General features: G+C 70.5%; 11 protein-coding genes, 1 pseudogene and 1 riboswitch. Of the genes and pseudogenes, 5 read left to right on the plus strand and 7 right to left on the minus strand.

Going from position 1 to position 14,153, the window contains the following annotated elements:
- Positions 1-9 precede the first annotated feature (9 nt).
- Positions 10-71, minus strand: a riboswitch (guanidine-III (ykkC-III) riboswitch).
- Genes nagA through dacB1 form a run of 4 tightly spaced genes read right to left on the minus strand, consistent with a single transcriptional unit; the run spans position 72 to position 4,160 of the window.
- Positions 72-1,232, minus strand: a complete 1,161-nt coding sequence (gene nagA / locus AC5Y5V_RS25315) for an N-acetylglucosamine-6-phosphate deacetylase (protein WP_499940699.1) — start codon at positions 1,230-1,232, stop codon at positions 72-74.
- Positions 1,223-2,563 (minus strand): sugar porter family MFS transporter, encoded by a 1,341-nt coding sequence (locus AC5Y5V_RS25320; protein ID WP_499940700.1) that lies wholly within the window; start codon positions 2,561-2,563, stop codon positions 1,223-1,225. The genes nagA and AC5Y5V_RS25320 overlap by 10 nt, the downstream gene beginning before the upstream one ends.
- A 7-nt stretch (positions 2,564-2,570) precedes the next feature.
- The gene (locus AC5Y5V_RS25325) at positions 2,571-2,894 is read right to left on the minus strand and encodes a PH domain-containing protein (protein WP_499940701.1); all 324 of its coding nucleotides are present in this window, start codon (positions 2,892-2,894) and stop codon (positions 2,571-2,573) included.
- Between the two features lie 21 nt (positions 2,895-2,915).
- On the minus strand, positions 2,916-4,160 hold the full coding sequence (dacB1, locus tag AC5Y5V_RS25330) for a D-alanyl-D-alanine carboxypeptidase DacB1 (protein ID WP_499940702.1): 1,245 nt from the start codon (positions 4,158-4,160) through the stop codon (positions 2,916-2,918).
- 443 nt (positions 4,161-4,603) lie between these two features.
- Here dacB1 and AC5Y5V_RS25335 point away from each other — a divergent pair, with 443 nt between their 5' ends.
- Together AC5Y5V_RS25335 and AC5Y5V_RS25340 are read left to right on the plus strand one after the other, a co-directional pair.
- Positions 4,604-5,188, plus strand: a complete 585-nt coding sequence (locus AC5Y5V_RS25335) for a helix-turn-helix domain-containing protein (RefSeq protein ID WP_499940703.1) — start codon at positions 4,604-4,606, stop codon at positions 5,186-5,188.
- Positions 5,178-7,466, plus strand: coding sequence for a VIT domain-containing protein (locus AC5Y5V_RS25340; RefSeq protein ID WP_499940704.1), 2,289 nt, complete (start codon positions 5,178-5,180; stop codon positions 7,464-7,466). Before AC5Y5V_RS25335 ends, AC5Y5V_RS25340 begins: the two co-directional genes overlap by 11 nt.
- Here AC5Y5V_RS25340 and AC5Y5V_RS25345 read toward each other — a convergent pair.
- Entirely contained in the window at positions 7,449-8,456 is a 1,008-nt protein-coding gene (locus tag AC5Y5V_RS25345; RefSeq protein WP_499940705.1) for an SMP-30/gluconolactonase/LRE family protein, read from the minus strand. The genes AC5Y5V_RS25340 and AC5Y5V_RS25345 overlap by 18 nt on opposite strands.
- 10 nt (positions 8,457-8,466) lie before the next feature.
- Positions 8,467-9,786 (minus strand): aspartate aminotransferase family protein, encoded by a 1,320-nt coding sequence (locus AC5Y5V_RS25350; RefSeq protein WP_499940706.1) that lies wholly within the window; start codon positions 9,784-9,786, stop codon positions 8,467-8,469.
- A 200-nt stretch (positions 9,787-9,986) separates the two neighbouring features.
- On the opposite strand from AC5Y5V_RS25350, the gene AC5Y5V_RS25355 reads away from it, so the two are divergent.
- Positions 9,987-10,901: a sigma-70 family RNA polymerase sigma factor gene (locus AC5Y5V_RS25355; protein WP_499940707.1), complete on the plus strand. Its 915-nt coding sequence runs from the start codon at positions 9,987-9,989 to the stop codon at positions 10,899-10,901.
- Here the strand turns inward: AC5Y5V_RS25355 and AC5Y5V_RS25360 are convergent.
- A pseudogene (locus AC5Y5V_RS25360) lies at positions 10,867-11,511 on the minus strand (carboxymuconolactone decarboxylase family protein); the annotation flags it as partial. The gene AC5Y5V_RS25355 and the pseudogene AC5Y5V_RS25360 overlap by 35 nt on opposite strands.
- A 60-nt stretch (positions 11,512-11,571) precedes the next feature.
- On the opposite strand from AC5Y5V_RS25360, the gene AC5Y5V_RS25365 reads away from it, so the two are divergent.
- Positions 11,572-13,314 (plus strand): PPE family protein, encoded by a 1,743-nt coding sequence (locus AC5Y5V_RS25365; RefSeq protein WP_499940708.1) that lies wholly within the window; start codon positions 11,572-11,574, stop codon positions 13,312-13,314.
- Between the two features lie 82 nt (positions 13,315-13,396).
- Positions 13,397-14,153, plus strand: a 757-nt coding sequence (locus AC5Y5V_RS25370) for a PPE family protein (protein ID WP_499940709.1), incomplete at its 3' end; no start/stop codon positions are given.

A 14,153-nucleotide genomic window follows, 5' to 3' on the forward strand; every position in this document is an offset into this window, starting at 1 on the left:
AACACCTCCGCAGCGCCGTCTTTGCGTGGCCGGGTACGGTGCCCCTCGTCCGGATAATGTTGAATCCGACCCTAACAAACGCCGTTTGGGTATCCCCCCCACTCGCCTTTGACCATGACCGCGGCCACCTGCAATGCACCGTCCAGCACCACCAAGTCGGCGTCATACCCCGGCCGCAGCGTGCCCACGCCGTCGAGCCCGAGCGTCCGCGCCGGCGTGGCCGACGTCATCTGCACCGCGGCAGCCAGTTCCGCGTCCGATCCCGATCCCGCCACCGTGCGGAACAGCCGGTCCATGGTGGCGGTGCTGCCGGCGATCGTCGTGGTCCCACGCACCCGCGCCACCCCGGACACGACGTCCACGCGGACCCCGCCCAGCAGGAACTCGCCGTCGTCGCAGCCCGCCGCGGCCATGGCGTCGGTGACCAGGGCGACCCGGTCGGGGCGGGCGCAGGCGATCACCGCGCGCACCACGTCGGGGTGCACGTGCACGCCGTCGGCGATCAGTTCGACGGTCACGCGCGGGTCGTTCAGCAGCGCCAGCACCGGCCCCGGCTCGCGATGGTTCAGCGGCGGCATGGCGTTGAACAGATGCGTGCCGACGGTGGCGCCCGACGCGATGGCATCCCGGGTCTGCTCGTAGGTCGCGTTCGTATGACCCACGGCGACAACGACGCCCGCGTCCAGGAACCGCCGGATCGCGGCGTCGCAGCCGGGCCGCTCGGGCGCCAGCGTGACCATTCGGATCGTGTCGGCACCCGCGGCGAGCACCGCGTCGACTTCGGCGGGGTCCGGGTCGCGCATCAGCGCCGGGTCGTGCGCCCCGCACCGTGACGGGCTCAGCCACGGCCCCTCCAGGTGGACGCCGGCGATCACGCCTGCGCGCGCGGCGTCGGCCAGCGTTCGCACGCCGGCGATCAGGTCATCCGGGCCTGCGGTGACCAGGCTGGCCAGCGTGGTGGTGGTGCCGTGCCGGCGGTGAAACTCGGCGGCCTCGTCGCAGGCGTCGGGGTAGGGCCCGGGAACGGACTCGGTGTAGGACGCCCCGCCGCCGCCGTGCACATGCATGTCGATAAAGCCGGGCACCACAACGGAATCGGGGAAGTCGAAGTCGGCCGGCCGGGGAGCGGGGCCGGCGCCGCAGCCGAGGATCCGCCGGCCGGACGTCTGCAGCCAGCCCGGCCGGCAGAGCTGTCCGTCCAACACCATGGCGCCCGCCGTGATTATTGCCACTTGCCGCCGTTCTCCCAGAAGTGCCGGATCTCTTCCAGCTGGCGGCCTTTGGTCTCCGGCGCATACCGGTACATCACGACGAAGCTGATCACCGCGAAGAACGCGAACACCCCGAAAGCGCCTGCGAGGCCGAGGGAATCCTGCATCGGCAGGAACCCCGCGGCGACGATCGTGTTGCCCACGAGGTTCGCCGTGAGCATGGTGCTGGACCCGATGGACCGCAGCTGGGACGGGAAGCTCTCGCCGGCATACACCCACACCAGCGAGCCGAAACTGAAGTCGAAGCCGGTGATGAACAGAAACACCCCGGCGAAGCCCACGAACGGCCCGACGCCGGTCTTGCCCCAGTCGCTGGCGTAGACGCAGACCAGGAGCAGGTCGGCGACCAGCATTGTGGCGATGCCGGACAACAGGATTGGGCGCCGTCCCAACCGATCGACCAGGAACAGGGCGGCACCCACCGCCGCCAGACCGCCGAGCTGCACCGCCGCCGACAGCAACAACGCGAAGTCCTCGGGAAAACCCATGGGCCGGAACAGCGTCGGGCTGAAGTAGATGATCCCGTTGATCCCGGTGATCTGCATGAGAAAGCCGAGGGCGACCACGAAGACGGTGGCTCGCAGGTAGGGCCGTCGCAGCATGTCGGCTACCCCGCCGCCGCTTTCTTGCTCAGCGGCACCGGCGATTTCGGCCAGCTCCTCGTCGACGGCCGATCCTGGTTCCACCTGCAGCAGCGCGCGGCGCGCGTCGTCGACGCGGCCCTTGAGCAGGTACCACCGCGCCGTGTCGGGCACGCGCAGCAGCGCCGGCAGCAGCAACGCGGCGGGGATGGCGGCCAGCCCCAGGATCCAGTGCCAGCCATGCGTGCGTGCCAGGAAGGAACCGGACAGGTACCCGAGGATGACCCCGCTGACCGTGGTGAACTGGTAGACCGTCGCCAACGAGCCGCGGACGTCGGCCGGGGCCGACTCGGCCACGTAGACCGGTACCACCACGATCGACACGCCGATCATCAGGCCCATCAGCAGTCGGGCAACCAGCAACATCGGCAGCGACACCGACAGCGCGCCCATCAGCGCGAACACCAGGTAGCCCAGCGTGGTCAGCACCAGCGACTTCTTGCGACCGATCGCGTTGGCCAGCACGCCGGCGGCCAGGGCGCCGGCGATCTGCCCGACCACCACCGTGGCCGTCAGCAGCCCCTTCTGCGGTGTGGTCAGCCGGAATTGATCGGTGATGCCGGACAGCGCGCCGGCGATGCTGGACAGGTCGTAGCCGTACAGAAGGCCGACGCTGGCTGCCGTGAGCCCGACCAGCAATCCCCGCCGCACGGCTCCGTCAGGCCTTGACGTGGGTCTTGAGCAGCCGGATCACCGCGTCGGGATCCTCGGGCGTGATGCAGGGGCGCACCCAGCGGCCGACGGTCAGGATCAGCAGCGTCGGCTTCTTGCCGCGCTGCAGGTCGAGCGGGAACCAGTAGCGCGGGTCGGAGGCGCCCCACAACCGGCCCTTGCCGGAACTCCAGCCCATCGGCTTGGCCTTGATCCCCTTGATGTCGCTGTAGGCAACCCGCTTGGCGGAGGCGAAGGGGAAGTAGTAGCGGCGGATCGTGATGCCGTCCTCGTCGAGCGTCAGGCCGGCGTCCTCGTACAGGGCAGTCATCCCGTGGATCCTAGTGTTCGCCTAATAGGCGCGACGCGTGTTCATCGAGCGTGCGACCATGATCAGCCCAAACACCACCAGCGCGCCGACCACGGCCACGCCCACCCGCACCGGCAGCGCGTCGGGCGACGACGACGGGCCCGCGGCCTGGGCGGCGTCGGGCTGCTTGTCCCCGGCGTGCCCGGCGTTCGCCAGCGCGGGGTCGGGATCCACCAGCGTGCCCACCTGCGTGCCCGCCGGCGTGGCGAACCCGTAGTCCAGCAGGTGCGCCGCCTGCTCCCACGGCGCGATCGGCTGGCGGGTCCCGTGCAGCAGCACCGCGACCAGCCGGCGCCCGTTGCGGTTGGCGGCGCCCACGAACGTCTGCCCGGCGTCATCGGTGTATCCGGTCTTGCCGCCCAGCGCGCCGGGATAGTTGTAGAGCAGCTTGTTGTCGTTTTCCAGCTGGTAGCCGGGGTGGTCGCCGTGGCCCGGGAAGTCGAAGGTCTTGGTCGCGACGATGTCGGCGAAGGTGGGGTTGTGCCACGCGTACCGATAGAACAGGGCGACGTCGTAGGCGGAGCTGCTCATGCCCGGCCCGTCCAGGCCCGACGGCGTCGCGACCCGGGTGTCCTTGCCGCCGAGCTTGGCCGCCAGCAGATTGATCTTCTCCAGCGCGGCCTGCATGCCGCCGAGCTGCATCGCCAGCGCGTGGGCGGCGTCGTTGCCCGAATGCATGAGCAGCCCGTGCAGCAGCTGGCTGATCGTGTACATGCCGTCGGCGTCGACGCCGACTTTGGTGCCTTCGGCGGCCGCGTCGTCGGCGGTGCCGGGGACCGACTTGTTCGGGTTGAACGCATTGATGGCCGCCATCGCCACCAGCACCTTGATGACGCTGGCCGGGCGGTGGCGGCCGTGCGGGTCGCGCGCGGCGATCACCGCGCCGCTGTCCAGGTCCGCCACCACCCAAGCCTCGGCGGAGACATCGCCCGGGGGTGGCGGCGTGTTGGGCGCGGCGACGATCCCGCAGCCGCCCAGCGCGTCGCCGCCGACCGGCTTCGACGGCACCGCCAGCGGCAAGGGCGCCTCACCGGCCTGCGGGACCTCCGACGAGTCGACCGCCGCCGGGGTGGACACCTTGTACGGGCAGGTCGCCGGGACCGCGTTGGGCCCGGCGTCGGGTTCGGCGAGGGCGGCCGGCAGGCCCAGGCCGACGGGCGCAGCGGTCAGGAAAACCGCCGCCGCCAGCGATGACGCGCCGCGCGTGAGGGACCGTAAGCCAGACATCGTCTGTGCAGCCTAGGCGATGGCCGGACGCTTCGCAGTGCGCCGCGCTGTGACGGGTGGGACGGAAGTTATCTGTGGGCCTGCGGGGGTGCGGGGCCGGCGCGTGGGCGGGGCCGCCGCGTTGAGTCTGCGCTGAGCGTGGTGGCTTCTCGCGCTTTTGCGCAGTGGGCGCAGAGTCAACAGCCGTGGGCTGGTGCGTGGGCGGGGCCGCTGCGTTGAGTCTGCGCTGAGCGTGGTGGCTTCTCGCGCTTTTGCGCAGTGGGCGCAGAGTCAACAGCCGTGGGCTGGTGCGTGGGCGGGGCCGCTGCGTTGAGTCTGCGCTGAGCGTGGTGGCTTCTCGCGCTTTTGCGCAGTGGGCGCAGAGTCAACGGCGTGGGCCGCAGCAGCGGCCAAATGCCGCGCCGCTTGACAGTGTCAACCCCCACGTATGACACTGTCAACTAATGAAGCTGCTCACCCTGCCCGAATTCGCCGCCGCCGCCGCCGACGCGGTGCAGGCGTCCGGCGCGGTGCCCGACAACAGGCAGGCCAAAGCAATCCCGGCCGAGCGCATGGTGCGCTACTACACCGCGCGCGGGCTGCTGCCACGCCCCGGCAACCGGGGGCGCGCACTCACCTACGGGCGTAGCCACCTGATCAGCCTGGTCGCCGTCAAACGCCTTCAGGGCGAGGGCCTTTCGCTCGAGGAGATCGCCGCGCGCCTGCGGCACATGCCGCAGGCGGAGCTGGAGTCGCTGGCCGCGATCCCGCCCGACGCGATGCCCGCCGACCTGGGCGATCCGGAGCCGGCCCCGGCCCCGTCGCGGGCGGCCGGCAGCTTCTGGGCAACGGCCCCCGACGTCGCCGCGGCACCGGCGGCGGCCCCCGCGGAAACGACCGAGCTGCGGGCCGTTCGGCTATCCGACAGTGTCACCTTGCTGGTCGACGGCCCCCTGCCGTCGCTCGACAACCTGCGCCGCGCCGCCGCGCCGCTGCTGGACCTGCTCGCCACCACAGCCTCTATAGAAGGGACCCGCAATGAACACTGAGCTACTACCCCTACTGCCCGCCGAAGCCGCGCCGGCGGCGAAAGGCCGGCCGACCTGCGGCGAGCTGGAGGCGACAAGCGGGGAGCGGCTGCCGCTGAAGGCGTTGAGCGTCGAAACCGCGATCGTCGGGATGACGGCGACGTCCACCGTGCGTCAGCGGTTCGCCAACACCGGCGAAACCACCATCGAGGCGACGTACGTGTTCCCGCTGCCGGCCCGCGCGGGCGTCACCGACTTCGTCGCCGACCTCGCCGGACGCCGCGTCGTCGGCGTGCTCAAGGAACGCGGCCAGGCGCGCGCCGACTACGAACACGCCGTGGCCAGCGGCCAGCGCGCCGCGATCGTGGAGGAGGACCGCTCCGACGTGTTCTCGGTGCGCGTCGGCAACCTCGGGCCCGGCGAGGAAGCAACCATCGAGATGGTGCTGGCCGGCCCGCTGGCGTTCGAGGACGGCGAGGCCACATTCCGCTTCCCGCTCGTCGTCGCGCCGCGATACACCACCGGGACGCCGCTGGCGGGCGATCAGACGGGCGCCGGGCTCGGCCGCGACACGGACGCCGTGCCCGACGCATCTCGGGTGACCCCGCCGCGGCTGTCCGGCGCCGACGACCGGCCCGACCTGCGGCTGTCGCTGACGCTGGACGACGGCGGGCTGACAGTGTCCGACCTGCGCGCTTCGCTGCCCACCGCCGTGTTGACGACGGACGGCGCGACGCGCCTGGACGTCGAGCCCGGTGCGCGGGCCGACCGCGACTTCGTGCTGCGGTTCCGTGCGGACCTGCGACACACCACGTCGTCGGCGCTGCTGGTCCCCGACGCCGACGGCGCCGAGGGCACCTGGTCGGTGACCGTCGTACCGCCCGCCGAGACCACCAGCGCCCCCCGCGACGTCGTCGTCGTGCTGGACCGTTCCGGCTCGATGGGCGGCTGGAAAATGGTCGCGGCGCGGCGGGCGGCGGGACGGATCGTGGACATGCTCGACGCGGCCGACCGGTTCTGCGTGTTCGCGTTCGACCACGGCGTGGAGACGCCGCCCGACCTGCCCGACGGCCTCGTCCAGGCGTCTGACCGCAACCGGTTCGCGGCGGCGTCGTGGCTGGGCTCACTGGCGGCCCGCGGTGGCACGGAGATGGCCGATCCGCTGCGCGACGCCGCCCAGCTGCTGGCCGCCGCCGAGCAGGACCGGCTGGCCAGCATCGTCCTGGTGACCGACGGCCAGATCGCGGGGGAGGACCACCTGCTGCGGTCGCTGGCGCCGCTGATCGGGCGGACGCGGGTCTACTGCGTGGGCATCGACCGCGCCGTCAACGCCGGGTTCCTCGAACGCCTCGCCGCGCTGGGTAACGGCCGCGCCGAGCTGGTCGAATCCGAGGACCGCCTCGACGAGGTGATGACCCGGCTGGCTCGCACCATCGGGCGCCCGTCGCTGACCGAGCTGCGGGTGAGCGGGCACGGCATCGAGATCGTGAAGGGCAGCATCACCCCCCACCGGGCCCCCGACGCATTCGCCGGCGTGCCCTGCGTGATCTCCGGCCGCTACCGGCGCAAGGGTGACAAGCCCGTCGAGCTGCGGGTGCGGGCCGACCCCGCCGACCCCGCCGCCGGGCCGTTCTCGGCCTCGCTGCCCGCCCGCCTGGCGCCGGAAGCCACTGCCGTGCAGAAGATCTGGGCGCGCGCAGTGGTCCGGGATCTGGAGGACGAGCACGCGGCCGGCCGCGGCGACGAGCGCCTGACCGAGCGCCTCGTCGCGCACTCGATCCGGTTCGGTGTGCTGTCGCGGTTCACCGCGTTCGTCGCCATTGACCCGGAGCGCCCGGAGAGCACGGTCGACGGGCCGCTCGACGAGGTGGTGCAGCCCGTCGAGATGCCGTACGGCTGGGCGCAGGCCGGTTTTGCCTCGGTGGACATGATGGCCGCCCCACCCGGTGGTGCCATGCCCGTCGCCGCCATGGCCGCCCCTGCTAGTTTTCGTGCCATGGCCCGTCCCCCCGCCCCCAAGTCGCTTCAGCACCTGCTCAAGCAGGTCGAAAAGGCAACGCAGGTGCGGCGTTCCGGGCTGGACGGGGTGCTCGAGGAGCTCAAAGGCCATCGCGACGCGGCGACGGAACCCGAGCTGCGCGCCGCGCTGGTGCACCTCTGCAATGCGCTGACGCGATTCCTCAAGGGCCAGACGCAGGCGCAGGCCCGTGAGGTGCTGGTGGCGGTCGACGCCGTCAAACGACTGCTCGGCGGCGCCGATCGCGGGCGGCGCGTGTCGAAACTACGGTTCTGGGAGTAGGTCCGCCAAGTCGACGTGCGCGACGGCCGGGAAGCTGATGGTGCCCATCCACAGCCTGCCGGCCGCCTCGACCAGACCGGTGACGGCGCCGAAGTCCGGATGCTGCGTGCGCAGGCCGGCGACCGCCGCCCCGCTGTCGGGGTCGAACGCGACCGCCCAGATCTCCGGCTTGATCTGCGGCTGTAGCCGCTCCGGCAGGCGCCAGATCACCTTGCGGATGATCGGGGCCCGCGGAAACAGCCGCTCCAGCGCGGGGTTCGCCTCGGTGACCAGCGCGACCCAGATGCGGCCGTCGGCGCCGGTTGACAGGTTGTCGGGCATTCCGGGCAGGTTCACCGCCAGCGGTGTCACCGATCCGGCCTGCGGACCGGTCAGCCAGTACTTCGACAGCCGCCGCGCCAGGGTCTCGGCGAACACCAGCGCCGACCCGTCGGCCGTCAGCGTCACCCCGTTGGCGAAGTACAGCCCGTCGAGCAGCGTTGTGACGGTGCCGTCCGGGTCGCGCCGGAACAGGCCGCCGTCCCCGCGGGCCTCCACGATCGGGGCGGTGAATTGTTCGAACGTGAAGTTGGCCGTCGATTCGGTGAAATAGATTGTGCCGTCGTCGGTTTCGGCGACGTTCGAGCAGAACTTGAGCTTGCGGCCGCCGACCGATTCGACCAGCACGTCCAGCGTGCCGCTCGCCGGGTCGAGGGCGAGCAACCCGCGGTGGCTGTCGCAGACCAGCACCCGGCCGTCGCGGGCGACGTGCAGACCCAGCGGCCGCCCGCCGGTGTCGGCCACGACGGTCGCTTCACCACCGGTTGACACGCGCACGATGCGACCGTCCTCCAGGCCCGTCCACAACTGACCGCCCGCGTCGACCACGACGTCCTCGGGCCCGTTGCCGGGCAGCGGGACGACGGTGACAACCGGCGCCGGCACGTCCGGCAGCGGGTCGACCGGCGGCGGCTGCCACCGGACCGGGTTGATGCGTGGTTTGCGTGCCATGCCAAGGACTTTAGAGCTCTTGCAGCACGCCGCGCAGGATGGATTCGATGGCGTCGAACTCGGCCTGTCCACAGATCAGCGGCGGCGCCAGCTGGATGACGGAGTCGCCGCGGTCGTCGGTGCGGCAGTACAACCCGGCCTCGAACAGCGCCGAGCCGACGTGGCCGAGCAGCTTTGCGCGTTCGGAGTCGGTGAAGGTCTGCTTGGTCGCCTGGTCCTTGACCAGTTCGACGCCGTAGAAGTAGCCCTCGCCGCGGACGTCGCCGACGACGGGCAGGTCGTACAGCCGCTCCAGGGCGGCGCGGAACGCGGGCGCCTGGGCCTTGACGTGGTCGTTGAGGCCCTCGCGCTCGAAGATGTCGAGGTTGGCCAGTCCGACGGCGCACGACACCGGATGCCCGCCGAAGGTGTAGCCGTGTCGGAAGGTCGCGCTGCCGTCCTGGAACGGCTCGAACACGCGGTCGCTGGCGATCATCGCGCCCAGCGGCGAGTAGCCCGACGTCATGCCCTTGGCGCAGGTGATCATGTCCGGCACGTAGCCGAAGTCGTCACACGCGAACATCGACCCGATCCGGCCGAACGCGCAGATCACCTCGTCGGAGATCAGCAGCACGTCGTACTCGTCGCAGATCTGGCGCACCCGGTCGAAGTAGCCCGGCGGCGGCGGGATGGAGCCGCCGGCGTTCTGCACCGGCTCGAGGAACACAGCGGCGACGGTGTCGGGCCCCTCGAACTCGATCGCCTCGGCGATCCGGTCGGCGGCGTACCGCCCGAAGGCCTTCGGGTCGCCGGCGTAGGGCTCCGGCGCGCGGTAGACGTTCGTGTTGGGCACCCGGAAGCCGCCGGGCGTCACCGGCTCGAACGGCGCGACGTACGTGGGCAGGCCGGTGATCGCCAGCGCGCCCTGGGTGGCGCCGTGGTAGGCGATCGAACGCGAAATGACTTTGTGCTTACCGGGTTTGCCGGTCAGTCGGAAGAACTGCTTGGCAACCTTCCACGCGGTTTCGACGGCCTCGGCGCCGCCGGTGGTGAAGAACACCCGGTTCAGGTCGGCGGGCGCGTAGGCGGCGAGGCGCTCGGACAGCTCGATCGCGGGCGGGGTGGCGTACCCCCACAGCGGAAAGAACGCCAGCGTGCCGGCCTGCCGGGCGGCGACCTCCGCGAGCTCGGCGCGGCCGTGCCCGACCTGCACGGTGAACAGGCCGGACAACGCGTCCAGGTAGCTCTTGCCGCGGTCGTCGAAGATGGTGAAGCCGTCGCCCCGGGTGATGACCGGCGGCGTGAAATCCGGTCCCTGACGGGTGAAATGCAGCCACAGATTGTTAGACATGGTGTTCGCGAGCCTAACGCTAGATCTATTGGCGGCGACCCGCTTCGCCCGGCTGCGCCGCGCTCGCGATCCCCGCTGGGTCTCTTGGCGGCGACCCGCTTCGCCCGGCTGCGCCGCGCTCGCGATCCCCGCTGGGTCTATTGGCGGCGACCCGCTTCGCCCGGCTGCGCCGCGCTCGCGATCCCCGCTAGGCTCGGGGAATGACCTCCACGCAGGTCAGCGAATTTGAAGCCCTGCGACCGCATCTCATGTCGGTGGCCTACCGCCTGACCGGCACCGTTGCCGACGCCGAGGACATCGTGCAGGAGGCCTGGCTGCGCTGGGACGGACAGCGCGGGCCGATCCATGACCTACGGGCGTGGCTCACTACCGTGGTGAGCCGGCTGGGCCTGGACCGGCTGCGCTCGGCTGCGCACCGGCGCGAGGCCTACACCGGTAACTGGCTGCCCGAGCCGGTGGTGACCGGCTTTGACGCGGGAGACCCGCTGTCGGAGGTGGTGGCGCGCGAGGACGCCCGGTTCGCGGCGATGGTGGTGCTCGAGCGGCTGAGCCCCGATCAGCGGGTCGCCTTCGTGCTGCACGACGGGTTCGACGTCCCGTTCGCGAAGGTGGCCGAGGTGCTGGGCACCAGCGACGCCGCCGCCCGGCAGCTGGCATCGCGGGCCCGCAAGGCCGTGAGCGGTGAGGCCGGCACCCCGTCGGCGCCGGCCGACCCCACCCACAACGAGGTGGTCGGCAAGCTGATGGCCGCCATGGCCGCCGGGGACCTGGACGCCGTCGTCGAACTGCTGCATCACGACGTGACGTTCACCGGCGACGCGAACGGCAGGACGTCGACCGCGGTCAACGTCATCCGCGGCGCGGACAAGGTGATCCGGTTCATGCTCGGCCTGGCCAACCGCTACGGCCCGGCGTTCTACACCGCCAGCCAGCTGGCGCTGGTCAACGGGGAACTGGGCGCCTACACGCCGGGCGTCACCGGCGAGGACGGGCACCGGGACATGGCGCCGCGGATCACCGCGATGACCGTGCGTGACGGCAAGGTCGTCGCCTTGTGGGACATCGCCAACCCGGACAAATTCACCGGCTCTCCGCTGCGCGAGCTGACTCAATAGGCTCGGCCCACGGCACCCGGCAGGTGTCCCCGGAACTGAAGCCCTGCTCGGTGATGCCCAGCGCGGAGTTCATCCGGGCCCGCATGTTCTCCAGGCCGATCTGGTAGGTCAGCTCGATGACTCCGGCCTCGCCGAACCGAACCCGCAGGTCCTCCACCTGCTCGTCGGTCACCGAGTGCGGGTCCGTGGTCATCGCGTCGGCGTACGCGATGGCCGCGCGCTCGTCGGCGGTGAATTTCGGGGAGGTCGCATAGCTGTCGATCTCCTTGAGCCGCTCGACGTCCAGGCCGTCCAGCCGCTGCAGCATGGCACCGAAGTCGACACACCACGAGCAGCCGACGGTGCGGGCGGTCCAGAACACGGCGAGCTCGCGCACGCTGGTCGGCAGCGTCTTGGACGCCTGCCCGACGATGGTCTCGTGCACGGCGTTGGCGATCAGCAGCCCGCGGTGATGCGCCGCGATGGTGAACGGTTCGGGGACCTCGCCGAAGCGGCGCTTGGCGTAGCGGTACATGGCGCGGGTCAGCAGGCCGGCGCGCTTCGGGGGCAGGGGCTCGATGCGGGTCTTGTTGGTCATGCAGGTCTGACGAAGTGGGCCGCGAAAGTGTGACCGAAATGCAGTACCGCTCTACTGCGTCGCGACCGCCGGGTTGCTACTTACCGTCGGCGCATGAATTTCTCACTGTTGCCTCCAGAGGTGCTGTCGGCGCGGATGTTCACCGGTGCGGGGTCGGGGCCGATGCTGAGCGCGGCCGCGGCGTGGGACGGGTTGGCGTCGGAGCTGGGCTCGGCGGCGGCGTCGTTCTCGTCGGTGACGTCGCAGCTGGTGGGTTCGGCGTGGCAGGGCAGCGCGTCGGCGGCGATGGCGGCGGTGGCCGCGACTTACACGGACTGGCTGGGTGGGGCGGCCGCGCAGGCCCTGGGTGCGGCCGCGCAGGCGCAGGCGGTGGTCTCGGTGTTCGAGGCGGCGCGGGCGGCGACGGTGCATCCCCTTGCGGTGCAGGCGAATCGAACGACGCTGGTGTCGCTGGTGCGCTCGAACCTGTTCGGCTTCGCCGCGCCGGCGATTGCGGCCATCGAGGGCGACTACGAGCGGATGTGGGCTCAGGATGCGTCGGCGATGTTCGGCTACCACGGCGGCGCCTCGGCCGTGGCCGCCAAGCTCACCTCCTGGCAGGCCAGCCCCGCCGCCGGGATCGGCAAGCCGCTGCTGGGCAACACCGGTGACTTCAACATCGGCGGCGGCAACACCGGGACGTTGAACCTGGGCAGCGGCAACATCGGCGACGGCAACCTGGGCGGTGGCAACAAAGGTGGCGCCAACGTCGGCAGCGGCAACTCCGGCACGTCCAACCTGGGCATGGGGAACCAGGGCAACCAGAACCTGGGCAGTGGCAACCACGGCAGCAACAACCTGGGCAGCGGCAATGATGGCGATCTCAACCTGGGCAGCGGAAATCAGGGCAGCAAAAACTTCGGCAGCGGGAACGTCGGTGACAACAACGTCGGCGGCGGAAACCGCGGCGACAGCAATGCCGGCAGCGGCAACATCGGCAGCGGTAACTACGGGTTCGGTAACCACGGCAACAGCAACCTCGGCTTCGGCAACACCGGCAGCGGCAATATCGGCATCGGACTCACCGGCAACAACAAGGTCGGTATCGGGCTGCTGAACTCCGGCACCGGAAACATCGGCATCGGAAACTCGGGCGACAACAACATCGGGTTCTTCAACTCGGGCGACGGCAACATCGGCTTCTTCAACTCCGGAAGCGGCAACTTCGGCTACGGCAACGCCGGTGACGTCAACACCGGCTTCTCAAACGCCGGCGGCTACAACACGGGTCTCGGGAACGCGGGCACGTTCAACACGGGAATCTTCAATGCCGGCGGGGGGAACCTGGGCTCTTTCAACTCGGGCACGTACGGCGTGGGCTCGTTCAATTCGGGCGACCTCAACACGGGCAACTTCAATTCGGGCAACGTGAATTCGGGCGGCTTCAACGCCGGCTCGACCAATACCGGATGGGCGAACTCGGGCTCCACCAACACCGGCGCCCTCAACTCCGGCTTCACGTACACCGGGATCGCCAGCACAGAAAACGGGGCCAACGCGAGCTCCGGCTTCGGCAACACCGGCCTTTCCAGCTCGGGCTTCAACAACTCCGGCTTGGGCAGCTCTGGCTTCGGCAACACTGGCTCGAACCAGGTCTCGGGCTTCTTCAACTCCGGCACCGGCGAGGAAGCGGGCATCGGCAACGCGGGCGGGTTGAACGCCGGGTTGTTCAACAAGGGCAACTTCCACTCGGGTTTCGCGAACTCGGGCTTCTACAGCTCCGGCCTTGGGAACAAGGGCATTCAGGACTCCGGCGCCTTCAACACGGGAAACAACGCGGCGGGCTTCTTCCGCTAGCGGCGAGGTGCGTACCGGCCCGACGAAGTCGAGTAGTCGATTACTCTGCTGCGGCCGCCCTGCCGGAACTTACGTTCGGCCCATGAATTCCTGCCTATTGCCGCCGGAAGTCCTGTCAGCGCAGATGTTCGCCGGCGCGGGCTCGGAGCCGATGCTCCTCGCGGCGGCGGCGTGGCGGGGGTTGGCATCCGAGCTGGGCTCGGCGGCATCGTCGTTCTCGTCGGTCACCGCCCAGCTCGCGGGATCGGCGTGGCAGGGCGGGGCGTCGACGGCGATGGCGGCGGTGGCCGCGACGTACACGCAATGGCTTGGCGGGGCGGCCGCGCGGGCGGGGAGCGCGGCCGCCCTGGCCAAAGAGGCGGCTACGGTCTACGAGATCGCACGGGCCGCGACGGTGCATCCGATCGCGGTGCGGCTGAACCGCACCGCGCTGGTATCGCTGGTGCGGTCGAACCTGCTGGGCTTGCAGGCGCACGCGATCGCGGCCGTCGAGTTCGACTACGAGCGGATGTGGGCCCAGAACGCGGCCGCCATGTTCGGCTACCACGGCGGGGCGTCGGCGGTGGCGGGACAGCTGGCCGGCTGGCAGCAGGCGCCCAAGCCCGTCGCGGCGATCGGCAAGCCGCTGCTCGGCAACTCCGGGGACTTCAACATCGGTGGCGGCAACACCGGCACGCTCAACCCGGGCAGCGGCAACATCGGCAATGGCAACCTGGGCGGCGGCAACCTCGGTGACGCGAACATCGGCAGCGGCAACACCGGCACCAGCAACGTCGGCTGGGGGAACACGGGCAACCAGAACCTGGGCAGCGGAAACTACGGCAGCAACAACCTGGGCA

The organism is Mycobacterium sp. NGS68 (assembly GCF_059812195.1).